The following is a 22,050-nucleotide window of genomic DNA, read 5'->3' as shown; positions in this document are numbered from 1 at the left end:
CCGGATTGGCAGGGTCGTTCGACCCTGCTGCGATGACCGCGTGGCCGGTAGCTGCGATCACTGGCTGAAGGTCGAGCACTCGCTTGGACGTCGCGCCAACCTGAGCTCGTACCTCGCAGTGAATGCCCTGCATCGCAAGCGCACCCGCCATTCCAACGCCGATGCTATCGCCGACAATGAGGCAGGCCGGGATCACTCTGAAGCACCACCCTGGACCGAGGGATGAAGCGACGCCGCGTCGTCGTTGACCGCCTGCGGGTTCCCGAAACGATAGCACGCTAGGATCGCCCGGTCAGCCTTGCTGAGGGGGGCCTTGCTGTAGGTGCCCTTGGCCCAGCTCTTGGTCGCGGTGTGCTTGGCGCCGTATTCGACCATGAGGTCGTGGGGAGCGACATACCAATCGCCGGCATCCGGAAAAGCGATCCAGATGCCTCGCCCGATGTATTTTTTGTCGATGGTCCAGCGTCCTTTCAGCTGGACCAGCTTGGTGTCGCCAGTCGCTTCGTTGTGGAGGATCAGGTCGATGCCGTTGTCATAGACCGGAAGGTAGGCGTTGTAGCCCTGGTTCAGCGCAACGGTGACGAGCGCGTTGCGATTGACGACCTCGATCGCGTCGCTGCTCAGCCCCGTCATTCGACGCGCATCAGCTGCGAAGGATATGGCGCTACGAGGTCCTTGAGGTCGTCCCAGGGAGCCGAAAGCCAGCGATCGTAGTCCTCATCGTGGAGAACCACTGGCATTGCCTTTGGGTGGATGGGCGCAACGATCGCATTCGGCTCGGTCGTGAGGAAGCCATAGGCGTTCCCCCGCTCCGTCGGCCGCCAGATGCCCGCGAACGCGAAAATCGGCCGGCTTGGCACGTCGAACCAATGCAGCGGCTTTTTGCCGTCCTCGCCGGGCGCGAGGCCGTATTCGGAGAAGGCGGTGACCGGGACCAGGCAGCGGCGGGCCGGCGTGGTCAGCATTGATGCCCAGAAGGGCGAGCGCAAATTCCTCACGTTTGTCACGTACTTGGTCAGCTTGACGGAGGGGTCGCGCTTGCTGGGCACCTGGGTCGGCACACCCCACTCCATGCGTTCGAAGCGCCGGTCGGGGCCGTCCTGCACGACAACCGAGCCGTAGAAGGGGGTCTTCTTCCCGGTTGGGAAGATGTCGCCGACCGGGAAGGTTTCATCAGGCTCGTAGGGCGGGCGGATCCCGAACGTCGCAGCCACCTCGGCCTGCTTCGCCGTCAACCTGTACCGATTGCACATCCGCGCCTCCCTTTAGAGCGCCGGCGAGGTGATCGCCGGCGCCTAAACTCAGAGCTTGTCCTTCAGGCCTTTTGCCGGCGTGAAGGCAACCTTCTTGGAGGCCGCGATCGTCATTGCCGCGCCTGTGGCCGGGTTGCGCCCCTGACGCTCCGGACGATCCTTCACGGCGAACTTGCCGAAGCCCGGGATCGAGATTTCTTCACCCTTCGCGGCCGCGTTGGCGATCTGGTCGAACACTGCCGTGATCGTCTTCTTTGCGTCCGCCTCGCTCGAGCCGGTCGCTCCCGCGACACCCTTGGCCAGCTCACCAATGTTCATGCTAGGTCTACTCCGTTGATAAAGGCGGCGAGACCTTAGCCATGGTGGACGACGATACAATGACCGTGCTGGACGAGGCGAACGCCGGCGCCGTTCGCATGATGCTCACAAAGCTGAGCGATCACGACCTGGTCGACGTCTTTGAGACGCTTGGCGGGCGGGGGCCGATCGCTGATCTCGCGGCCGACCAGATGCGCGATCGGAACGTCGACTTCTAACGCCGGCTAATCCGCTCACGCGTGACCCGCGGGTCCTCGAACAGGTCGCGGATGGCGCGCAGTCGGTACAGGTTCCACCAACGCTGCCAGCGATGTTCCTCGGCGTCGTGGATCAGGTGGCAGCGTTGGCAGAGCGCCTTGAGGTTGGCGGGATGGCTGTTGCCCGGGTCATGGTCGAGGTGGGCACACGCGAGCACGACATAGGTGATCTGGACAGCCGCCAGGACGAAGCTCTCCTTGACAGCAATGCGTCTGCCACGGTCGGATCGCCAGCACTTTGCATCTGCATCCCACCAGCGACCATCCCCGAGATGGGCGACGCGGGTGAGATGCGGTCGCCCGCACTGCTCGCACTTGCCCCCTGCCCTCTGGAAGCGCACGGCTACCGAGATCTGCGGCCAATCGATCGGGTAAAGCCAGCGGTTTTCGGGTCGGATCGGCATCCTGATTCTATGAGTCAGCGAAGCGAAGAACGGAAGCACCTTTTCCGGCTTTGTCCGCGCTTTGTTGCACCCCCGTTCCGCGCAGAAGCGACGAACGGGCCGGGATCGAGCTTGACCGCCCGCATCCTTTTGCGGAACATAAAGGGAACGAGTCGAGTCTAGAGTCCCATGTTCCCCGCCGCTGATTCTCTGCCGCATACCTTGGCCCAACTCCGCGCAGTGGCGACTCCGGCAATGGACTTCCGTGTCCTGCCGTTTGGGGTCAGCGGCATCGACAGCCGCCTCGGAGCCGGAGGCCTGCGCGCGGGAGCGCTGCATGAGGCCGCTGGGCTGACGCCATCGCTGGTCGACGATGCGGCCGCAACCCTTTTCCTCGCCGGAATAGCAGCACGGGAGGCCAAGGCGACTGCCGGGCCTGTTCTTTGGGCCAGCTGTCGAACCGATCTGTACGCCCCTGGGCTGGCCCAAGCGGGGCTCTCGGCCGACAATGTCATCTATGCTCAGCCGCAGGATGATGCCGCGCTGCTCGCCGTGGTCGAGGATGCCGCACGCGACGGCACGCCGTCCGCCATCGTTGCGGAGGCAAGCAAAGTGTCGATGGTGGCGACCCGGCGTTTGCAGCTGGTCGCGGCTGAAGCGGACATGCCGATTCTTTTGCTCCGGCGCCGCAAGTCGCGGGACCAGGATCCCCTTAGCGATCCGTCGGCCGCTTGGACGCGTTGGCGGATAGGTGCCGCTCCCTCGGAGCAGCTTAGCGTTGCCGGCGTAGGGCGGTCGCGTTGGACGGTGGAGCTTGCTCGCCAGCGAGGCGGCGAAACATTCTCCTTGATAGTGGAGGGCAGCGATGAGACGGGTCGTCTCGCTGTTCCTGCCGAGCTTGGCCGTGGAGCGGCTGAGACGGCTGGAACGGTTCGCCACGCGGCTGCCTGATCGGCCGACGCTCCAGCTACCCGTCGACGACGATCCAGGTGCCTGTTCTGTCCCACGTGGCGGCGGCTGGCGTCCGGGCGCGCGATGGGCGCGTGAGGGGATGCAGACCCGCGCAGACGTCGAGGCGCAGATTGCGACGCTGCCGACGCACGCGCAGCCGCCCATGCGCGAGCTCGGCCGACGCTCGGAAGCTGCCAGCCACCCCTACAAGGCGACGACGCCGACACCCCGCGTCAGCATACCTGCTGCCAAGCCTGTCGAGCACGCGCCGCTTGCGCTGATCGGCAAGGTCGGTCGGCGCGAGGAGGTGGTTGCCGCGTGTGACGGTGCGCGCGCGCTCGGTGTGCATCCCGGGATGGCCGCGACCCACGCACGCGCGCTCGTCTCCGATCTCGACTTTCGCCCGGCCGAGCCGGAGGCCGATGCCGCGCTGCTCGACAAGCTGGCATTGCTGGCGGTACGCCGCTGGTCGCCGATCGCCGCGGTCAGCCCAAGCGATGGTCTCTGGATCGATCTCGCAGGCTGCGAGCACCTCCATGGCGGCGAAGAGCGCTTCTGCCGGCGTCTGGTGGCCTTCTGCCGCCGCGCGGGCTTTACGGCGCGGGTGGCGGTCGCGGACACGCCGGGCGCCGCGCACGCGCTCGCACGGTACGGCCGCGGTGACCTTATCCGCGCCGAGCCGGGTGGAACCGCCAGCGCGCTCGCGCCGCTGCCGATCGTGGCGCTGCGCCTCGCTCCGAGCGCGCTCAGCGCCGCGCGGCGCTTCGGCTTCGAGACGGTCGCGGATCTTCTGCCGGTCGCGCGCGGGCCGCTCGCGCGCCGGCTTGGCCTGCCGGCGATCACGCGGCTCGACCAGGCGCTGGGGGCCGTCGCAGAGCCGATCACCCCGCGCGAGGACGCCGAGGTGCCGTTGGTAGAGCGCCGGCTGCTCGATCCGATCGGCACGGCCGAGGCGATCGAGCAGGTCATGGGTGACCTCCTGCGCGATCTCGCCGGCGTTCTGCAGGAGCGCGGGCTTGGCGCGCGCGCGCTGCGGCTCACCGGCCTTCGCGTCGACGGCACCGAGCAGGTCATCGCCGTCGGCACGTCGCAGCCAACGCGCGAGGTGCCGCACCTGCTACGGCTGCTGAAGCTCAAGATCGAGCGGATCGACCCCGGCATGGGGCTTGAGCAGTTCTGGCTCGTTGCCCCGCACACCGAGCCGCTTGACGCGGTCGACCTCGGCGCGGTGCTCGCCGGCGAGACGCTGGTGCGCGATCCGGGGCGCCTCGTCGACGTGATCGCCGGTAGGATCGGCCCACGCGCCGTCTTCCGCGTGGCGCCAGTCGAGAGCCATGTGCCGGAGCGAGCCGTCGCCCGCTCCGACCCGAACGAAACGCCGGGACCCTGGCCACAGTGGCCGCGGCCGATCCGCCTTTTCGTGCGACCCGAGCCGCTCGCCCGCGTGATCGCGCTGATGCCCGACCAGCCGCCTCGCCGCTTCGAGTGGCGCGGCAAGACCTACAAGATCGTCGCCGGCGATGGTCCCGAGCGTGTCCATGGCGAGTGGTGGCGCCGCGACGCCGAGGTGTGGGCGGTGCGCGACTATTACCGCGTCGAGGACGATGCGGGCGGCCGCTACTGGGTATTCCGCCGCGGTGACGGCTTTGAGGAGGACACCGGCGACCTCAGCTGGTGGATGCATGGGGTCTTCGGATGACCCACTATGTCGAGCTGCAGGTGCTCACCCACTTCTCGCTGCTGCGCGGCGCGTCCAGCCCTGAGGAGCTGTTCGCGGCCGCGGCGCTGCTCGGCTACCCCGCGATCGGCGTCAGCGACATCGGCACAGTCGGGGGCGTCGTGCGCGCGTGGGAGGCGCAGAAGGCGACCGGCGTACGCTCGATTGCGGGCACGCGCGTGGATCTGTCCTGCGGCCGTCGCCTGCTGCTCTACCCGACCGACCGTCCCGCCTGGTCGCGCATCACGCGGCTGCTCACCGTCGGCAAGAAGCGCGCAGGGAAGGGTGCGTGCCTGCTCCACTGGCACGACCTCGAGCCATGGTCCGAGGGCGTCATCGCCATCCTGCTGCCTCATGAGGCGGACGAGGAGAACCTGGCGGCGCTGAAGGACCTGAAGGCGGTCTACGGACGCCGCGGCTACATGGCGCTCTACCAGCGACGTCGGCCTGGCGACGCGGTCCGCATCGACGCGCTGGCACGGCAAGCAGGCGGCGCCGGCGTGCGCGCGGTCGTCACCGGCGATGTGCTCTACCATGCGCCCGAGGCGCGGCTGCTGCAGGACGTGGTGACCGCGGTGCGCGAGAAATGCACCGTCGACGAGCTCGGCTACCGCCGCGAGGTGAACGCCGACCGCGCGCTGAAATCGCCGGACGAGATGGTCCGGCGCTTCCGCGCCTATCCCGACGCGCTGCAGGCGAGCGTCGACATCGCCAAGCTCTGCACCTTCGACCTGGGCGAGCTGGCGTACCAATACCCGCATGAGCGTCTGATCGAGGGGCTGACCGCGCAGGAGGCCTTGCAGAAGCTGGCGACCGAGGCGGTCGAGCGCATGTTCGGCGGCAACGTGCCCGAAGCCTACACCACCCAGATCGCGCACGAGATGCGGCTGATCGGCGAGCTCGGCTATGCTCCCTACTTCCTCACCGTCTACGCGATCGTGCGCGAGGCACGCCGGCGCGGGATCCTCTGCCAGGGACGCGGCTCGGCCGCCAACAGCTGCGTGTGCTTCGTCCTCGGCGTCACGTCGATCGACCCGATCAAGCACGAGCTGCTCTTCGAGCGCTTCGTGTCGGGCGAACGGCGCGAGCCGCCCGATATCGACGTCGACTTCGAGCATGAGCGCCGCGAGGAGATCATCCAGTGGATCTACGAGACCTACGGGCGTGACCGCGCCGCGCTGACTGCGGTCGTGACGCGATACCGCGCGCGGGGCGCGGTGCGCGACGTTGGCAAGGCGCTCGGGCTTCCTGAGGATCTGACCTCCTCGCTCGCCGGCCTTGTGTGGGGCTGGTCGGCCGAGGGTGTTGGCGAGAAGCAAGTTGAAGAGCTGAACCTCGACATCGCCGATCGCCGGCTGCGGTTGACGCTCGACCTCGCGCGCAAACTGATCGGCGTGCCGCGCCACATGTCGCAGCATCCGGGCGGCTTCGTGCTGACGCACGACCGCCTCGACGACCTGGTGCCGATCGAGCCCGCGGCGATGGAAGATCGCCAGATCATCGAGTGGGACAAGGACGACATCGACTCGCTCAAATTCATGAAGGTCGACGTCCTCGGCTTGGGGATGCTTGGCTGCATGAACCGCGCCTTCAACCTGCTCGAGCAGGACAAGGGCATCCGCGTCGGGCTGGCCGACCTGCAGGACGACGATCCCGACGTCTATGCCATGATCCAGAAGGCGGACACGCTCGGCACCTTCCAGATCGAGAGCCGCGCGCAGATGAGCATGCTGCCGCGCATGAAGCCGCGGCGCTTCTACGACCTCGTCATCCAGGTCGCGATCGTGCGCCCGGGCCCAATCCAGGGCGACATGGTCCACCCGTATCTGCGCCGGCGTGAGGGGCTGGAGCGGCCGGAGTACCCGCGGCCGGAGCTGCGCGCCGTGCTCGAGAAGACGCTCGGCGTGCCGCTGTTTCAGGAGCAGGCCATGAAGGTGGCGATCGTCGGCGCCGGATTTACGCCGGCCGAGGCGGACCAGCTGCGCCGCGCCATGGCCACCTTCAAATTCACCGGAGGGGTCAGCCACTTCAGCGAGAAGCTGGTCGAGGGCATGGTTGCGCGCGGCTACCCGCGTGAGTTCGCCGAGCGCACCTTCCGCCAGCTCGAGGGCTTCGGCTCCTACGGCTTCCCAGAGAGCCACGCCGCCAGCTTCGCAAAGATCTCCTACGCGAGCAGCTGGATGAAGCATCACCATCCCGACGTGTTCTGCGCCGCGCTGATGAACGCGCAGCCGATGGGCTTCTACGCTCCGGCGCAGATCGTCCGCGACGCGCGCGAGCATGGCGTCGAGGTGCGGCCTCCTTGCGTTAACGCCAGCCGTTGGGACTGCACGCTCGAGCCGACGCGCGGGCGCTACCTGGCGGTGCGGCTCGGTCTCAGGCAGATCCGCGGGCTGTCGAACGCGGACGGCGCAAAGATCGTCTCCGCGCGCAGCACGACGGCCTACGAGAGCGTCGAGGACGTGTGGCGCCGCTCCGGCGCGCAGCGCGCCGCGATCGAGAAGCTGGCGGACGGCGACGCCTTCCACAGCTTCGGCGCCGATCGCCGGCAGGGGCTCTGGAAGGTGAGGGGGCTCGGCGAGGCTCCACTGCCGCTGTTCGCCGCGGCCGATCGCGCAGGCGAGACGCAGAGCGCGGAGGGAATCGAGCCCGAGGTGCAGCTTCGCTCGCTTACCGACGGCCGCGAGGTGATCGAGGATTACCGCAACCTGCAGCTGTCGCTTCGCGCGCATCCACTGTCGTTCGTGCGCGACGAGCTGACCCGCCGCGGCGTGACGCGCTGCGCGGATCTCGCCAGCGTCCGCGACGGCCGCCACGTTGAGGTCGCCGGCATCATTCTGGTCCGCCAGAAGCCCGGCTCGGCCAAGGGTGTGTTGTTCATAACTATCGAGGACGAAACGGGAATCGCTAACGGAATCCTGTGGCCCGACCGCTTCGAGGCGCAGCGACGCACCGTAATGTCGGCGTCTATGGTCGGTCTGAAGGGACGGGTGCAGAAGGAAGGCGAGGTCATCCACGTCATCTGCGACCGCATCGTCGACCATGGCGACCTCCTGCACCGCGTCGGTGACATGTCGTTCCCGCATCGGACAGGCCGGGGCGACGCAGGGCAGCATCCGGGTGCGCCCGACCAGAGGGACAAGGCATGGAGTCCTGAGCCGCGTAATTGCTACTGGCCACCCCATGCCGAGGGTCGAGACCCCGAGGACGTCGTGCGGTTCAAGTCGCATGACTTCCACTGACCATGAGCCCCCTGCCCCGGCATCAGCGCGTCGTGATCGCGCTCTCGGTGCATATCCTTCGGTCTGGCGTCGCCCGGGCGTCCGAGGCAAAGCTGGACTGCGTTGAGGTACGCCTAGCTCTGCGGTGCCTGCTCCCCCACTGTCCCGAGCGATGGCCGCTTGAGCTGTTTTGGGATGCTGCCGCCCAGGAGAACGAAATCGGTAGGGCTCAAGGCGTTACGGCAGCGTTCAATGGCATCGTTCGTCAGCTTCGGCGAGCCGGTAAGTACGAGGAGGTGACCCCAAGATGAGTGGCGGGGTGGCTTAGTGACTGCGAGGGAGCCTCTCGCCTATGATACGCTCAGCGAATGGGCAGCCGACCGCTCCGATATGCGGATCGTCTGTGCCTGCGGGCGCGCTATCAACGTGCCGGCAGAAAAGATCCTGCTCCGCTTCGGCGAAGATGACACCCTTACTCGTGCAGTGACGCGCCTACGCTGTACGGCATGTCGGCGCAGGGGCCATGCTACCGTTACGCCGGTTCCTATCATCAGGCGCTGAGCGTCTGCTCCCAGGTTCGGAACGACTCCGCGCAGCAAACGATTCTTGCCGGTGAAGCGAAGTCGAGCGCCTTCTATCCGGGAAGAGCTGAACGCCTTGCCCGTCGTCGCGCCGGACGTGCCGGAAGCGATGCACTTTATCCCCTGCCCCGAGTGCGGCCAGGCGATCGATTGCCACAATCTTGGCGATGTGCTCCACCATGATGAGCCCGGCCATGACCCGTTGCCACCGGAAGCTCGCAGCGGCCCTTCCCTTGGTTTTGTCGAGCCAATGCTTCCGACGCTGGTCGAGATCGCACCGGACGGCGACGATTGGATCCATGAGATCAAGTATGACGGCTATCGGACCCAACTGGTGATCGATGGGCCGGAGATCCGCGCCTTCACGCGTAACGGCCATGATTGGTCAGAGCGCTACCCGCCCCTGGTCGCCGCTGCCGGCGCTCTCTCCTGCCGACGGGCGATCATCGATGGCGAGGTGATTGTCCAGGATGAGGCCGGCCGTAGTGACTTTGACGCTCTCCGGTCTGCGATCGGCCGAACCCCCGAGCGTCTGATTTTCATGGCGTTCGACATTCTGCACCTCGACGGCACTAACCTAAGGTCGCTGGCCGTCGAGCAGCGGCGTGAGCGCCTCGAGGAGTTGATTGGAGGCTTCGACCCCTCGAGCCTGATCCATTTCAGCGCCGACGTGCGCGGCGGAGGTCGAGCATTCTTCGACGCAGTTGACGGGATGGGATTGGAGGGGATCGTCTCCAAGAAGCGCGGATCTCGCTACCAGAGCGGCCGAACCAAGAGTTGGCTCAAGATCAAGGCGTGGACGGAGGAGGAGTTCGTCGTGGTTGGCACCGAGGCAACGCCTGGAGAGCCGGTTTCCGCCCTCCTAGCCCGGGACACGGCCGACGGGCTGGAATATGCTGGCGGGGCCGCTGTGACGCTTCCGAGCGACACGCGGGAGGTGTTCTATGCCGCGGCCGAGCAGCTCACCCGCGATCGGCCGCTGGCCGGCATGCCGCGTTCCAAGAAGGCGCGCTGGATCGAGCCGCTCATGCGGGTTCGCGTGCGTCATCTAAAAGGCAGCGACAAGGTGCGCCACGCCTCATTGGTGGACGTGACGGAGCTTTGCGGGGTCCGGCGCTGACCCATCGCGTAAGGTCAGGCGGTGTACGCAATAATCCCGATCGCCGCGACGAGGCAGCCTGCCAGGCCAAAGAGGATCGCCGCTACCCCGAGCGCCCGCGCGCCTCGCCCAGTGCGGACCCGGCCCAGGGTGCGGTTCACCCCCGTCCGGACCGACAGATACCCATCGGCGACGTCGCTCGCGCCGAAGAGGGCGAGAGGAAAAGCAATCGCGGCAATGATGTGGCGTGGACTGTCGCCGGCCGCGAGAACGACTGCCATCGCGAGGAGCGCAAGAATGGCCGCGGTCGCGTGGACCGCGGCGTAGAGTGGAATGATGCGGAACCGACGTCCGCGTAAGAGGCTGCGGTAGATCGCGAGCGGCCGTTGGCACCGCTCGCAGTGATGCACCCGCTTCCCGGGCGTCCAGGGCAACATGCCGTTGGAGCAGTATGGGCACCGGGTGAGCCCGAAGCGATCCATCATGTTCACGGCCGAGCCATTCCTATTTGCCGGGAGCTGCAGAGACGATCGACCCTGCTGGCGCCGTCGCCACACCGCCGGCGACAGGAGGCGCCTGCGGCGGTGTCTTCAATCGAGCCTGTAGCCTCGGCTGCGCATCGGCGATCAGCTTGCGGTAGGCATCAAGCATCGCAAGCGAGGTGATCTTGCCGATGTCCGTGGATCCGTAGGTGCCCCCGAGCGCGCCAACGCCGAGCCCCAGCAGGAGACCGCTTCCGACGACGCCGAGGTCCTTCTTCCGGGCCGAGCCGCTGGCGACCGCCTCCTGGATGCCCGTGTCGACGCTTACCAGCGTGAGCAGCACCTGAGATTCAAGCGTCTTTGACTTGAGCCCGACGGCACCGCCGAACACGCCGCCTACGCCACCTCCTGACTCGCGGGACTTGGCATCGGAATATACGACCTGGACTTGCAGGAGATAATCCGCCTTCGTGACCGGGCGCGCTGTTCCGCCGGCGAGCGCGCGCTCGCGCTCCAAGGCGTCAAAGGCCGCGCCCCTGTCCGCGACGGAAAAGCAGCCCGACCGTGCTGCCATCAACTTGACCAGCGGCAGCGGATCGACCTTGGCAGTGCTGCCACCATTCTGCATCTCCGCCATGCGCATCAGCGCTTGCAGCTGCGGGGAGAGGTTGTCCGTCGCGCTTGGCGTTTTTTGCTCCACTAGCGCGGCAACGCCGAGGGGAGCGCTGCAGTGCGGCAGGTCGGTTGCCTCATCGACGCCGGTGCCGCCCTGGCCGAGCTTCTGAGCTGCAACAGTGGAAGGGGTGACGGCCGCAAGCGCGGCCGTCACAGCGAGAAGGGTGGCGCGATTAAGCACCCGCCTTGCCCGCCTTCTTCGCGATGCCGTGCTTTGTCGGATCGCAGATTCCGGCCGCTTCCTCGGCCGCGGTGACTACCGGCTTGGCCTCGTCGCAGTCGGCGCAATCGACGCAGTCGGGGCAATCCTTGCAATCGCCCTTTGCATGCGTAGCCGCATGCGATTTGTAATGCGCTTTCTTCAGCTTGGCTTGGTTGGCAGCGTCGGGGCCACCCGTCTCGCCGGCGAAGCTTGCCATGGCGAGAAGAACGGGGCTGGCGGGAGCGGCGCTGGCCGCTGCGGGCATGCCGATTGCGAGGGCGACAGCCCCCAGCGCAGCGAAACGTCGTAGCATCATGGTCGTGTATCCTTCCCTGCTTAGAAGAAACCGGTGCGACGGCCGTCGCGACGGTCATTGTGGCGGCTGCCATTGTCCCCGAGGGCCGAGCGCCGGACCTCGAGCTCCACGCCGTCACCCTTGCGGGTGATACGGACGTCTTGTGGGGCGAGATTGTTACGTCTCGCCCAGCGATCGGCGTCGGCGTCAGAGCCGAACTCGCCCATTTCTTCGAACTCCCATTGGCCCATGCACTTCTCCGTGGCTGTGCCGTCCCGGCGCGCGGCCCGGGATCGAGCGTGACGATGGTCGTGACCGCGCGAATGAAGGGCCGTCATTGGAGAGGCTCCGGTTTACCGGGCAGACGGCGAACGACGAGATTGCTGTCGGGGCCAAGCCCGAGGTCGAGAACGTGCCCGAGGGACGGCGTGAAGGGCAAAATACCCAGCACCTCGTCCTGTACGGTTTTCCTTCCGAAGAAGGCTTCGGGATCCTTCCACTCCGCTCCATGGATGAAGCGGACGCGGTACTGTCCAGTTGGAGCAGCGACGCTCACGCGCTCGAAGGCGCGAACATAGACCGACATTGTAGGCCGCATTGTCGCTGCATCGATCAGCTGGACGACACTATTCTCGCGACTGCCTTGCAAGGTGAGGCGACTCCGCACCTTCTTCATGTCGAGATTGGAGGGCACAACGACTGATCCCGAGGCAGGAAAACTTCTACCGAACCGGCCGACAAGCAAGGCGGACATCTGGTTCGCAAGCCAAAGTCGCCCGCCGATCCCGACGCAGACTAGGATGGCCGTAAGCGAGACGCTCAAAAGTATGCGTGAAATCGGGTCACGACCCTTGCGACGCGATCGCCATCGACCGCGCTGGTAATCGTGGCCCCTATTCTTTCGGGCGAACCAAGCTCCTCCGTTTTCGAGGCCGGCATTCTTCCCGATCCAGCTGGCACTCCCTAAGGGCACCTCACGGGTTGGAACCGCCTTCTCGTATCCAGCGGGAGCGAACTCACGCCTCGTCTTTTGATCATTCCACTGTACTTGCCCAGGGTCGAGACCCTGCCGCTTGCGGTATCGTTCACGCATGTAGTCACGATCATCGAGGCTCATCGGAGACCTCCGGAGTCGCTGGCCGTTCGACTGCAGCAGCTGAAGGGTGAAGCGCTGCCCAACCTGCTTGCAGAGCGCGATAGCCAATCAGGCAGAGCGCGAAGATGCCTAGCGCGAGGATCACATTGTGCGCGGTCTCTCCGAGCGCCAGCGCTAGCGGGCTCCTTCGGTGGAGAGCCCTGTCAGGCGAACTTGAGGCATTAGCCTCATAAGCGTTGGCGACACGGTCCAAGTCTTCGGCAGTCTCCTCGTGACAGGCGATCCACTGCTGAAGTGTGTCACGAAGAGCCGGAATCGTGCCGGCAGGATCGTATGCCTTTCCTTCCGCTCTTTGGAAGGCAGCACCGAGAGGCCGAAGGTCTGCAACCGTTCTGCGAAGCCGTGCTGCGTGGTCGCGCGACAAGCGCGCGCTCTCAAGATCGCCCGCGTGGCGGAGGACGTGATTTCCGCTCATGCAACGCTCACACGACGGCCGGAGCACCGGCTCGTAACCTCGGCAACGTCGATCCTTGCCAGCATGGCGTGGTCGCGGATTGACGCAAGGGCGGCATGTACCTCGCGTGGAGCCGTCGTAAGTGGCTCGCCCGCCCGGATGAACAGGATGGCTGAATCTGGCGCGCTGAACCATCGGCCGACCGACACGAGTGGCATGTGCGGATCGCGGGCGCGGACGCGGTCAATCCCGTTGAGAACCGTCGCGCGCACGGTCTCTGCCCAACGTCGGGCTTGCTCCCCGTTGGGATCGTAGCCGGCCTGAACGGCAATCTGTTCGGCCGTGAGACCTCTTACCGCTTCCCGGAGCTGAGCAAGCGAAGCGCCGGGCTGATCGGCCAGGGCCTGGATTTGCCAGAGAAGCACGAACCGGGCGGCATAGAACCATGCGGCATGCCGCTGGTCCGTGGTCGGCACAAAACTCTCGACGGCGCTCGAGAGGGCATACTCGCTCGGATGGTCGGCGAAAAAGTCCCAGTTCCCACGCGCAGGATCGATCAGCTGGTCGCGGTCAGGGTCGGCGTGAGCCGCGATCAGTCCGTTGTCGGTGTCGACGGTGACCAGGCGGTTGCCACCACTTCGGCGTACACCGTCGATCAGGTCACCCAGAAGGGCGCTGTCGACGTCGGCTTCCTCCCCGACGATGGTCAGGGTCGGCCGCACTGGCTCCGGCGCACGCCGGAACCGGAAAGGATAATCAATTCTCATGTGAATGCTCCGCTGCTGACGGGACGAATGTGCCACCCTCGGTCTGGAGACTGGCGCCGACGATGCCGCAGGCGACTGCCCACCCGAGCGTGAGAAGGCCCGTCGAAGCCGCCAGGAGTGCCAGGAGACGGCGGGGCGACCTTCGCGGCACAGGACGCTTCGCGAGGCCCTGATGCCGCCTCAGCGGGCCGCTATCAGCCCGCCACGGGGGCGCCGTATCCATCTCGATTGCGTCTGTCGGAGGACGGTCGAGACGCGTGGTGCGCTGTCGGCCATCGGTCGCTCGCATGTAACGGCGATCGGCGAGGCTCATGCTGGGATCGCCCGTGTCGGCGTCGCCTGCTTACGGGCGAGCGCCCGCTCGATCGGCCGGACAATGGAGAACAGGACCGCGTACACCGCGCAGAACGACAGCACGTCTGCGCCCCACGTCATCGCGTGCTGGTGGCGCATGTCGGTCCGGCATTGCGCGATCGTGTGCGTCTCGAGGTCGCAGGGATGCCAGTGCTTGGCGGTGATGACCTGCTCCCAGGTCGGCGTGGCGTGCATGGTCATAGCTCCAGTCCGATGTCCTTTTCGGGGAAGGGAAGTTCGGGGCCCTTGGGCTCGACGTTCACGCGGATGCTGGTGAGATCGAGCGACGGGTTGTTGCGGAGGTCCGGCTTTGCAGGGCCGTTCTCGCCGGCTTTGTCGAAGGCGGTGCCGCCCAGCTTCTCGGGTCCACGATCGAGGTCGGGCGGAAGCACCGGGTTGAACGGCGCGTCTGTGCTGCCTTTCGGGGGTGGTCCGCTGGTGCCATGGCGGCCCGGGTCCACCTGCAGTTCGCCGGTGGTCTCCAGCGAGGAGGTCTTGTTGCCCTCGTTCCGCTCGATGGCGTCGGTCAGCTTTTCCTTGTTGTCCGTGAACAGGATCATGTCGTCCCGCGCGCGGGTAACGAGCACGTTGAAAAGCCGCTGGTTGGAGAGGTTGCTCTCCTTGTGGCTCATCACGCCGACTTCGTTCGGGATCGAGATGCCCTGTGCAGCGTGAGCATTCAGCGCATAGGCGAGGCTGATCCGCTCCATCATCGGGTCGCCCGTCTTCAATTCGTGGATTTTGCCGTCGAGGCCTTCGACCTTGATCCCGTCCTTGTCGGCCGAGAGAACCTTGGCGATCTCGTTGTTGTTGAGCCCCCGCTCTTTGTCGTTCTTGGTCCAGCGGATCTTGTCGCCCTCGTGGAGCTTGATCTCCTCGCGCTTGGCGAGCTGGATCGGGTCGGTCTGGTCGAGTGGAGAAAGCCGCTGCGGGTCGAAGGTGTGAACCTTGCTGCCGATCTGGACCTGGACCCGGCCCTTGGCGTCAACGCCCAATACGTCGAACGTGCCGGCCGGAAGGCGGAGCTCGCGAACGGCGCGGTGCAGGTCGAGAACCTGGCCCTTCTCGTAGAACTGAGCGTAGCGCAGCTGCTCGCGTGCGATGTTGACCTTGTCGAGGACGCCGACGGCGACACCCTCGCCCTTGATCGTCCCCTCGGCCGCAAGGCCTTCCTGGATGCGGATGTTGATTTCGGCGCGCGCGACCCGGCCGGATGAGAACATCGCCGTGATTTCCCGCTGCTCGGGAGAGAGCTTGAGCCAGTATTGGGACGCTGCCTTCGCGACCTCGGGGTTCGCGATGACCTTGTCGCCGAGCACCGCCATCGCTTCCCGAACCGCGCCACGGTTGGAGAGCGCAGCGACGGTTCGCAGCTGCTCGGTACGTTGACGCAGGTTCTCGTCCATGCGGGCCATGGTGACCCCGCCTTCCTGCATGACGGAGAAGGCCTTGCCGGCATCGACTGCGGCAATCTGCTTGCGGTCGCCGATCTCTGCCAGTTGGCCGCCCAAGCTGTTCACGATGCCGGTCAGATGCTTCATCTGATCGTTGCCGATCATCGATGCCTCATCGAGGAACAGCACGGTGCCGGCGAGCTGCGCCCGGGCAGCCTCGTACCCGGCTCCCTGTCCTGCTAGTGCCGGACGGGAATAGCTGTTGATGAACGACGACACGGTCCGGCTTTCGATGCCGGTCTCCTGCCCGAGCCGGTCGGCCGTCACCTTCATGATCGCAAGGCCGATGACCTTTCGACCTTCCTGCTCGGCAATTCGGGCGACTGCTGACAGCATGGTCGACTTGCCGGCACCGGACACACCCTGAACCGCGACGATGCGATCGCTGGTCGTGAGGATCATCGTGGCGGCGGCCATCTGACCGTCGTTCAGCTTCATGTCCCCCGAAGCCGAATTGATCCGGTCGAGCACCGTGTCGGCCGAGACGATCGGCGTAAGGGTGTTCTTGCCTCGCTCGACGTCGGCGAGGATTCCACGCTCGGTAGCGAGGGCCTGGGGCGTGGTGACGTGAGTTACGACGCCGTCAATCCGGTCGTTCTTGCCCGGGATCAGCTTCTCGTCCCGGATGAGCTGGGAAACGCGTGTGTCGATTTGGGAGGCTGTGACACCCTTAAGACCGAGATTGAGCGCCGTCTGGGTCACGTCCGGTATTGAGAAGGCGGCTTCGCGCTGCGCGTGGATCCGGATGGCAGACGCGACGGCATGCTGGGCACGCATCTCGACGGCCGAAATCCGAAGCCGCTCGAGCCCGCTGCTTATAAGCGGATCCTTGGGGGCAAACATGTCACCAAGCGCACTCGCGATGCCGGCGATAGTCTCGCGTGCGCGCTCGAGCGTTTGAGGTCGTGTCTCCTCCCTTGCGCCGCCCGCGCGAGCCTCGGCAGCGGCGACCAGTGCCTTGCCGTCGAAGCCGATCGCTCTTGCGCGCTCGCGCCACTCCGCCCGGAGGGCGCCGCGATCCTCGACATTCAGTTTCGCGTCGCGCGAGTTCTTGGTGACGGAGCGAAGCCCCTCCGGAGAGGTGATTTCCAGCTTCTCGGCACGCGAGAGGATTTCTTGCCGGCGCTGACTGAAGGTGTCGATCGCCTCCCGCGACACGCCATTGATCTCGAATTGACCATGCTTGCCGGTTACGGATGTCTCGTAGCCGATCTTCGCCAGCTCTGCCCGGAACTGGGCATGGTAGGCGGCTCCGATCGTGGTGTTGTTCTTCCAGAGCTGACCGTTGTGAAGCGCCTGCCATGCTCCGTTCGCCATCTTGGTCATGTTGGCGACGAGGACGTGGATGTGCCCTTGGGGATCGAGCGCACGGCTCGTGTCGTGCTGGAACATCGCGTAGACCAGGTTGCCTGTCCGCACGGGCTCGCCGGACTTGGTCCGCTCGTAGGTGCGGCCTTCGGCGAACTTCTGCTCGACCCAGGCCATGGTGTTCTTGACCGCGGTCATGTGCGCCGCGAGCACTCGCTCGTCCCCGGCGACATAGGCGAGGATGCTGGCTGACTTCGGCATGGAGAAGGTCAGGTCGACACCCGACTGCCGGTTCTGAACCTGACCGACCTTCTCGCCGCTCGGCATCTCACCGTTGAGGATCTTCTCGAAAGCCTCCTTGGTCACCTCGCCTTTGAGTCCGATCTCGGCGGCGCCGACTCCTTCCCAGGCGGTCGCCTCCGACGAATGCTCGGCGGTGTAATAGTCGTCCTTGGCGAAGTAATTCGCCGCGCCGGACGCGGATTTGATCGAGGCGACGGACAGCACGGATCAGTCCCCCATGCCGTAGCCATCATCGATGCCGTGGTCGTGATCGTGACCATGGCCGTGATGATGCTCAGCGCGTGGATCCACCGCGATACCGTCGCGCAGCTCGCGGATGACCTGGTCTTCCTGACGATCCTGGCTGTGGCTGTCCCCCGCTCGGGCGACGCTCTTGCTGGCGCTCTCAGAGCGGGACTGGTCGCCCATGTCCGCGCCGCTGCGGGCGCCCAGCGTCGACGTCCCCATGCCGCCCATAGTCGCGTCCACTCTGCCCATTCCGACAGGTGAGGTTGCCGCCGCATTGTTCGATTGTGAGGGCGTCGCGCCGGGCTTTCCGTCCGCGACCACAGGCTGATCGGCAGACGCGCCGGGAGCGGTCGACGTCTGGAGGACTACCGGCTGACCCTGGTTGATCTCGATAGCCGAAGCGGCCTGCTCCGCCTCGCTCTTCCCTCGTTGTGGCTCGGGCTTCTCAAGCACCGGCTCCGCGCCATTAACCGGTCGGTTGGGCACATGCTCGGTGCCTCCCTCGCCCCCCTCTTCCGCGCGTTTGGCTCTGCGACGCCGGTCCTCCGGCGAAACATATTCCGTGGCCTTGAACTCCGGTCGAGGCTCGAAACCGACCGCCACCTCCGGGTAGCTCTTCCACTTGAGCTCGACCCGGGTCGCCGGGAAGCCGTCGGGGAACTTCACGAAGCCGTGAAGCGACGGGAGGTTGTTGATGTCGTCGGGGATGACCAGCGGTTCGATCGCCTTGCGAGGCGTCAGCGTGGAGGCGTCTCGGGTATTGTTGTAGCCGTAGCTATAGGCTTCATCCATCTGCCGGACTTCGCGGCTACCGATGAACTCGGAGCACTTCTCGGCGGTGGTCCGGTCGGCCGTGGCGAGGATCAGCTTGGTACGGGCAAGGCCTGTGAGCGCCGTCGCGTTCTGGAGCCCGTAGGTGGACACCAGCTTATCGAACGAGTGGATGCCGAGGACGAAGGCACCGCCGTAATTCCGTGCGCTCTGAAGGCCATGCTCGATCGCCGGCAGGGCATGCAGCGCATGAACCTCGTCGAACAGATACCAGGTCCGCAGGTCGCGGGTCTTTGGCAGGCGCATGAGGTTGTTGACGGCGAGGTCCATCCAGAGCGTGAACAGGCCGCGCGTCAGCTCCAGGTCGTTGTAGCTGCCGGTGATGAACATGATCGACCCATCACGGTGGTTGGCCGAGATCCAGTCGCGGATTGAGAACGCGGGCGGACCGCCCGGAACCGGGTCCGGCATGAAGCGCAGGGCCTGCCCGTTGACGTTCAGAACTGACCGGATCGACTCCGCCATTCGGGCCGCTTTCTCGGTCGTCAGCGGCCCAGCGACGGTGTCCTCCAGCTTGGAATGGATCGACTTCAAGTCCGCCTGCATCAGGTGGTGAGCGATGGCCGCGTTGTTGGTCTCGCCGATCTCCTGAAGCTTGATGCACATTTCGATGAAGAGCATGCGCGCGGCGTTCTGCCAGAAGGGTTCCTTATCGTCCGGGTGGGAGGGGATCAGCGCGGCTGCGGCTGACACGAAGTCGGCATAGTTCCGGCACTCATCGAACAGCGTCCAAGGGGCGCAGCGCTTGTCCATCGGGTTCAGGACGACATCCGTCTCCGGGTTGTAGAAGGCCTCCATGAAGGCGCCCGTGAGGTCGAAGATAACGGCCCGATGGCGCCGCCTGCGAAGCTGGGTAACGAGCGATCGCAGCTGGGTTGTCTTACCCGTACCGGTCGTGCCGATCATCATGGTGTGGCTCTGCTCGAGCCGCCACGGATAGGGGATGCCGGCGATCGAGTAGGGCGTATGGATCCCCAATTCGACGCGGTCCGGGAGGCTTAGTTGGGATACCGATGCCGCGTTTCTCGGGGGGTTGCCGGAACGGCATTCCTGGCTGAACTGGTCCTGGTTATGAGCCTTGATTTCGCGGAGCAGGATGGGCCGTTCGACCAGCATGGCCCCGCGCTCGTGGCGCTCTTTGAGGATGTCGCTACCGCGCTTGTTCGCGAACGTGATGAACCACATGATGATCGGGGCGGCGACGATCGTGGAGATCACCAGCGTCGCCCAGATGATGCGCCATGTCTTCGTCCACGCAGCGTCGACGGCGGGGTGATAGGGAACGTAGCCCATCGGGATATGGACCATCCTCCCGCTCGGAAGAGTGAGGTTGATGAGGTGGTACTTGTCGGCTCCGACCCACGTCCAAAGGGTCGAGTAGACCCGCATGAGGTCGAGCTGAAACTCGTGCTCTTCGAGGCCAAGCCAGATGAAGATGTTGAAGATGACGACGGCCGCGCCGACCCAGATCCAGAGAGGGATTTTGATCCCCGCCCAGGTCATCTGATACTGGTGTGAGAGGAGCTGCGAACCGCGTGTGAAATTGTCGGCGTTGCGGGTGATCCGGCCCCTCGCGGAGTGATGCTGGATCGTGGCGGCTTGGCCGCTGAAGCGGATGTCGCCCTTACGCATGATAGGTCGCCAGTCGCTGCTTCGCAGCCTCGAGGAGCTCGGCCACGACGTCGCCGTGATCGCGGGTGATGATCACGTCGATGGCCGCCTGCATGTACTCCAGGAGGAGCACCGCGCGGGTCACGTTGAAGGTGTGTCCGGCATCGGCAAACCTGATGCCCATGGCTATTGCGGAGCGTGCCGCCTGAGCCCGGGTATAGCCTTGTCGGTCAGCGAGCTTCCCGAGCAGTTCCCAATCGGCGCCGCTGAGGCGCACGGTGAGGATCCGTTGCTGATCTATCATGTCCAGTCCTCGACGATGGCGAGGGCTGGTGGGGATTTCGCACTCTCATAATCCGCGTTTTCTAGGTGGGACGCAAGGGCAATCTGGTATCCGGACGGATACATGGAAAACGTCGCCGAATCAGTGGCTTAGGGCGCCCCAAGCCGCACGTATTCACCCGGATACACGTATTCGGCCGGATACACCGTGCGATTTCAGGCACTTACACCTGCGGTCGCCGCATACGGTGTGCAAATCCTAGGGACTGTCTCTGTCGTTCTGGCTCCTGTTCGTAGGGTTAGCATTGAGCGAGGTCGGGTCACCGGCAGAGCACCGCGCCGCAGGCCGTCAAAGAACCTCCGGCGAGAGGATGGCGGAGCGATCCCGCCCCAAACGGACCCGGCTGCAAGCCCGGGTCCGTCCCCCCATCGCTGGTCCGGCGAAGCTCGGACCAGGTCCAGTCTTGACCGGTCGATCCGGTCACGTGCTGTAGCCTATTGTCGGGTCATCCCCGGGCTGGCATCGTGGTCGATGGAGGCGTCATCAACGCAAGGATCGATCGAGCCATGGCACTGAGTATCGAGCAGGAACGCCAGCAGTTGGAAGCCGAGGAACAGAGGCTCGCCGACCGTCGAAAGAAGCTCAACGAACGGGAGCGCTCCGAGCGCCTCAAGCTGGTCGAACAGTCGGGCTTGCTGAAGGCCGATGGTGCCCGGTTCGAGGCCGTCATGAAGGCCCTCAAGACACTCGGGATTGAAGAGGCCGAGAAGCGCTTGACGGCCTGATCGAAGCCATCATCCAGAGTGCGCGACGCGGGCCTGAAGGCCTTCCAGCAAAAAAAGGGGAGCGGCCCGAAAGGCCCTCCCCTTCTCGCATCCGAGAGTGTGCGGGTGAGCTGCTCGACTGGTGACCCAGCAAGCAGAGAAAAGGGGAGCACCGGCGTAAGCCGATGCTCCCCATGACCCGTCATCTTGGGGTGGAGGCATTATCCCCAAATGACGTGTACCTCGTCCTCGGTGCGGTCGAGGGTTGCGAGTCTTTCGAGCTGGTCGGCGTAGTGGCCGAGCCCGCCCCTCGTGATACGCTCCCGGACGGTCGGATCAGCTACCATTGAGCGGAGATCGGTAACCGGGATTTTGCCGCACGTGTCGCGGTCCACGCCCAACGCATCGAGCAGGGCGTGAGCGTTCGCGTTGGAGAGGTCCATCGAGGTTGACCCGTCGAGGGACCGGGCAACGCCCATCATCACGTCGCCCTTGGCATCGACGCGCCAGAATCGGATGTTGAGCCCGCGAAACTGAGCTTCTTCGATCACCGCGATCACGCCGGGATCGTGGTCGAACAATGCGCAGATGCTGGCGAGGGACCAAGGGCAGACGCGGGCCTCGAAGTTGTAGGCGAGGAACTCGTCACCCTCGTCGGCGAAGTGTTCGCCGCGCTCGCGCGCGAACGCCCGGAAGGCGGCGAGATGGCGCACGCTGACTGCGACTGCTGGAGCCAATCCCGGGGCGGAAACCGAGGCGGTGAAGCTGATGGAGATGCTGGGCACTCCCTGTCTGACACGCTCGCTCAATCCTCCTGTCCTCTCGCGGTGGTACGCAGCGCGTAGTCGTCCCGGCCGGCCCGTCAGGGCCGGGGTCGACCTGAAGTCAGAGTGCGTCGATCGGCGCGTGCGAGGCGTAGCGAGTGGGGGACCCGAAGGGGTCGCCACGACGCGAGCGAGCCGTGCCGATGCGCGGCAGTCCGGCCGCATGGGCGAGGCGTAGCAAGCCGGTCATCCCGCAGGGGATGACCGCGATGCGAGCGAGCCCATGCGGGCCGCTATCGACCGCCTCGCCGGCACGAGCGAGGCGTAGCGAGTGGGCGACCCGCAGGGGTCGCCACGATGCGAGCGAGCCGTGCCTGGCGGCAGCGGGATGGGCGTTGC

Annotated in this window: 22 protein-coding genes; 6 read left to right on the top strand and 16 right to left on the bottom strand. The window is 65.6% G+C overall.

Annotated features, from left to right (window positions below; genetic code table 11):
• Positions 1-192: 192 nt before the first annotated feature.
• From Q0579_RS00415 to Q0579_RS00405, 3 genes are read right to left on the bottom strand one after another with little or no spacing between them, the layout of a single operon-like run.
• Positions 193-633 (bottom strand): hypothetical protein, encoded by a 441-nt coding sequence (locus Q0579_RS00415; RefSeq protein WP_296222756.1) that lies wholly within the window; start codon positions 631-633, stop codon positions 193-195.
• A complete protein-coding gene (locus tag Q0579_RS00410; protein ID WP_277926009.1) occupies positions 630-1,253 on the bottom strand; it encodes an SOS response-associated peptidase family protein in 624 nt (207 codons plus the stop codon). Before Q0579_RS00410 ends, Q0579_RS00415 begins: the two co-directional genes overlap by 4 nt.
• 48 nt (positions 1,254-1,301) lie before the next feature.
• Positions 1,302-1,571, bottom strand: a complete 270-nt coding sequence (locus tag Q0579_RS00405) for an HU family DNA-binding protein (protein ID WP_242121833.1) — start codon at positions 1,569-1,571, stop codon at positions 1,302-1,304.
• Between the two features lie 65 nt (positions 1,572-1,636).
• Between Q0579_RS00405 and Q0579_RS00400 the strand changes: the two genes are divergently transcribed.
• On the top strand, positions 1,637-1,789 hold the full coding sequence (locus Q0579_RS00400; RefSeq protein ID WP_298808010.1) for a hypothetical protein: 153 nt from the start codon (positions 1,637-1,639) through the stop codon (positions 1,787-1,789).
• Here Q0579_RS00400 and Q0579_RS00395 read toward each other — a convergent pair.
• On the bottom strand, positions 1,786-2,232 hold the full coding sequence (locus Q0579_RS00395; RefSeq protein ID WP_296222754.1) for a hypothetical protein: 447 nt from the start codon (positions 2,230-2,232) through the stop codon (positions 1,786-1,788). The genes Q0579_RS00400 and Q0579_RS00395 overlap by 4 nt on opposite strands.
• A 234-nt stretch (positions 2,233-2,466) precedes the next feature.
• On the opposite strand from Q0579_RS00395, the gene Q0579_RS00390 reads away from it, so the two are divergent.
• The 4 genes from Q0579_RS00390 (at position 2,467) to ligD (ending at position 9,801) form a co-directional block, all read left to right on the top strand.
• Positions 2,467-3,162, top strand: a complete 696-nt coding sequence (locus tag Q0579_RS00390) for a protein ImuA (RefSeq protein ID WP_298808008.1) — start codon at positions 2,467-2,469, stop codon at positions 3,160-3,162.
• Complete coding sequence (locus tag Q0579_RS00385; protein ID WP_298808005.1) at positions 3,077-4,861, top strand: DNA polymerase Y family protein; 1,785 nt, start codon at positions 3,077-3,079, stop codon at positions 4,859-4,861. Before Q0579_RS00390 ends, Q0579_RS00385 begins: the two co-directional genes overlap by 86 nt.
• Positions 4,858-8,121 (top strand): error-prone DNA polymerase, encoded by a 3,264-nt coding sequence (locus Q0579_RS00380; RefSeq protein ID WP_298808003.1) that lies wholly within the window; start codon positions 4,858-4,860, stop codon positions 8,119-8,121. The genes Q0579_RS00385 and Q0579_RS00380 overlap by 4 nt, the downstream gene beginning before the upstream one ends.
• A 636-nt stretch (positions 8,122-8,757) precedes the next feature.
• Positions 8,758-9,801, top strand: coding sequence for a non-homologous end-joining DNA ligase (ligD, locus tag Q0579_RS00375; RefSeq protein WP_298808000.1), 1,044 nt, complete (start codon positions 8,758-8,760; stop codon positions 9,799-9,801).
• A gap of 14 nt (positions 9,802-9,815) precedes the next feature.
• Here the strand turns inward: ligD and Q0579_RS00370 are convergent, their stop codons facing one another.
• The 10 genes from Q0579_RS00370 to Q0579_RS00325 all read right to left on the bottom strand — a co-directional run bounded on the left by Q0579_RS00370 (position 9,816) and on the right by Q0579_RS00325 (position 20,144).
• Positions 9,816-10,271 (bottom strand): hypothetical protein, encoded by a 456-nt coding sequence (locus tag Q0579_RS00370; protein ID WP_298807998.1) that lies wholly within the window; start codon positions 10,269-10,271, stop codon positions 9,816-9,818.
• A 13-nt stretch (positions 10,272-10,284) separates the two neighbouring features.
• Positions 10,285-11,118 carry a CsgG/HfaB family protein gene (locus tag Q0579_RS00365; RefSeq protein ID WP_298807996.1) on the bottom strand — a complete coding sequence of 278 codons (834 nt, stop codon included), beginning with the start codon at positions 11,116-11,118 and terminating at the stop codon, positions 10,285-10,287.
• Positions 11,111-11,404 carry a hypothetical protein gene (locus tag Q0579_RS00360; RefSeq protein ID WP_298807994.1) on the bottom strand — a complete coding sequence of 98 codons (294 nt, stop codon included), beginning with the start codon at positions 11,402-11,404 and terminating at the stop codon, positions 11,111-11,113. The genes Q0579_RS00365 and Q0579_RS00360 overlap by 8 nt, the downstream gene beginning before the upstream one ends.
• A gap of 71 nt (positions 11,405-11,475) precedes the next feature.
• Positions 11,476-11,685, bottom strand: coding sequence for a hypothetical protein (locus Q0579_RS00355; RefSeq protein WP_298807993.1), 210 nt, complete (start codon positions 11,683-11,685; stop codon positions 11,476-11,478).
• An 83-nt stretch (positions 11,686-11,768) separates the two neighbouring features.
• A complete protein-coding gene (locus Q0579_RS00350) occupies positions 11,769-12,020 on the bottom strand; it encodes a hypothetical protein (RefSeq protein ID WP_298807992.1) in 252 nt (83 codons plus the stop codon).
• 981 nt (positions 12,021-13,001) lie between these two features.
• The gene (locus Q0579_RS00345; protein ID WP_298807990.1) at positions 13,002-13,751 is read right to left on the bottom strand and encodes a type IV secretion system DNA-binding domain-containing protein; all 750 of its coding nucleotides are present in this window, start codon (positions 13,749-13,751) and stop codon (positions 13,002-13,004) included.
• 309 nt (positions 13,752-14,060) lie between these two features.
• On the bottom strand, positions 14,061-14,306 hold the full coding sequence (locus tag Q0579_RS00340) for a hypothetical protein (protein WP_298807988.1): 246 nt from the start codon (positions 14,304-14,306) through the stop codon (positions 14,061-14,063).
• Positions 14,303-17,374 carry a MobF family relaxase gene (gene mobF / locus Q0579_RS00335; RefSeq protein ID WP_298807987.1) on the bottom strand — a complete coding sequence of 1,024 codons (3,072 nt, stop codon included), beginning with the start codon at positions 17,372-17,374 and terminating at the stop codon, positions 14,303-14,305. Before mobF ends, Q0579_RS00340 begins: the two co-directional genes overlap by 4 nt.
• 3 nt (positions 17,375-17,377) lie before the next feature.
• Positions 17,378-19,861, bottom strand: a complete 2,484-nt coding sequence (locus Q0579_RS00330; RefSeq protein WP_298807986.1) for a type IV secretion system DNA-binding domain-containing protein — start codon at positions 19,859-19,861, stop codon at positions 17,378-17,380.
• The gene (locus Q0579_RS00325) at positions 19,854-20,144 is read right to left on the bottom strand and encodes a hypothetical protein (protein WP_298807984.1); all 291 of its coding nucleotides are present in this window, start codon (positions 20,142-20,144) and stop codon (positions 19,854-19,856) included. The genes Q0579_RS00330 and Q0579_RS00325 overlap by 8 nt, the downstream gene beginning before the upstream one ends.
• A 545-nt stretch (positions 20,145-20,689) precedes the next feature.
• On the opposite strand from Q0579_RS00325, the gene Q0579_RS00320 reads away from it, so the two are divergent.
• Entirely contained in the window at positions 20,690-20,908 is a 219-nt protein-coding gene (locus Q0579_RS00320) for a hypothetical protein (RefSeq protein ID WP_298807983.1), read from the top strand.
• A 200-nt stretch (positions 20,909-21,108) separates the two neighbouring features.
• On the opposite strand, the gene Q0579_RS00315 is transcribed toward Q0579_RS00320, so the two are convergent.
• The gene (locus Q0579_RS00315; protein ID WP_298807979.1) at positions 21,109-21,696 is read right to left on the bottom strand and encodes a hypothetical protein; all 588 of its coding nucleotides are present in this window, start codon (positions 21,694-21,696) and stop codon (positions 21,109-21,111) included.
• A 76-nt stretch (positions 21,697-21,772) separates the two neighbouring features.
• Positions 21,773-22,050: hypothetical protein (locus Q0579_RS00310; protein ID WP_298807977.1), on the bottom strand; the 278-nt coding region annotated here is incomplete at its 5' end.

Origin of the sequence: uncultured Sphingomonas sp. (assembly GCF_936927845.1) — a bacterium.
Lineage (GTDB): Bacteria > Pseudomonadota > Alphaproteobacteria > Sphingomonadales > Sphingomonadaceae > Sphingomonas.
This window is presented reverse-complemented; position numbering and strand designations above follow the sequence as displayed.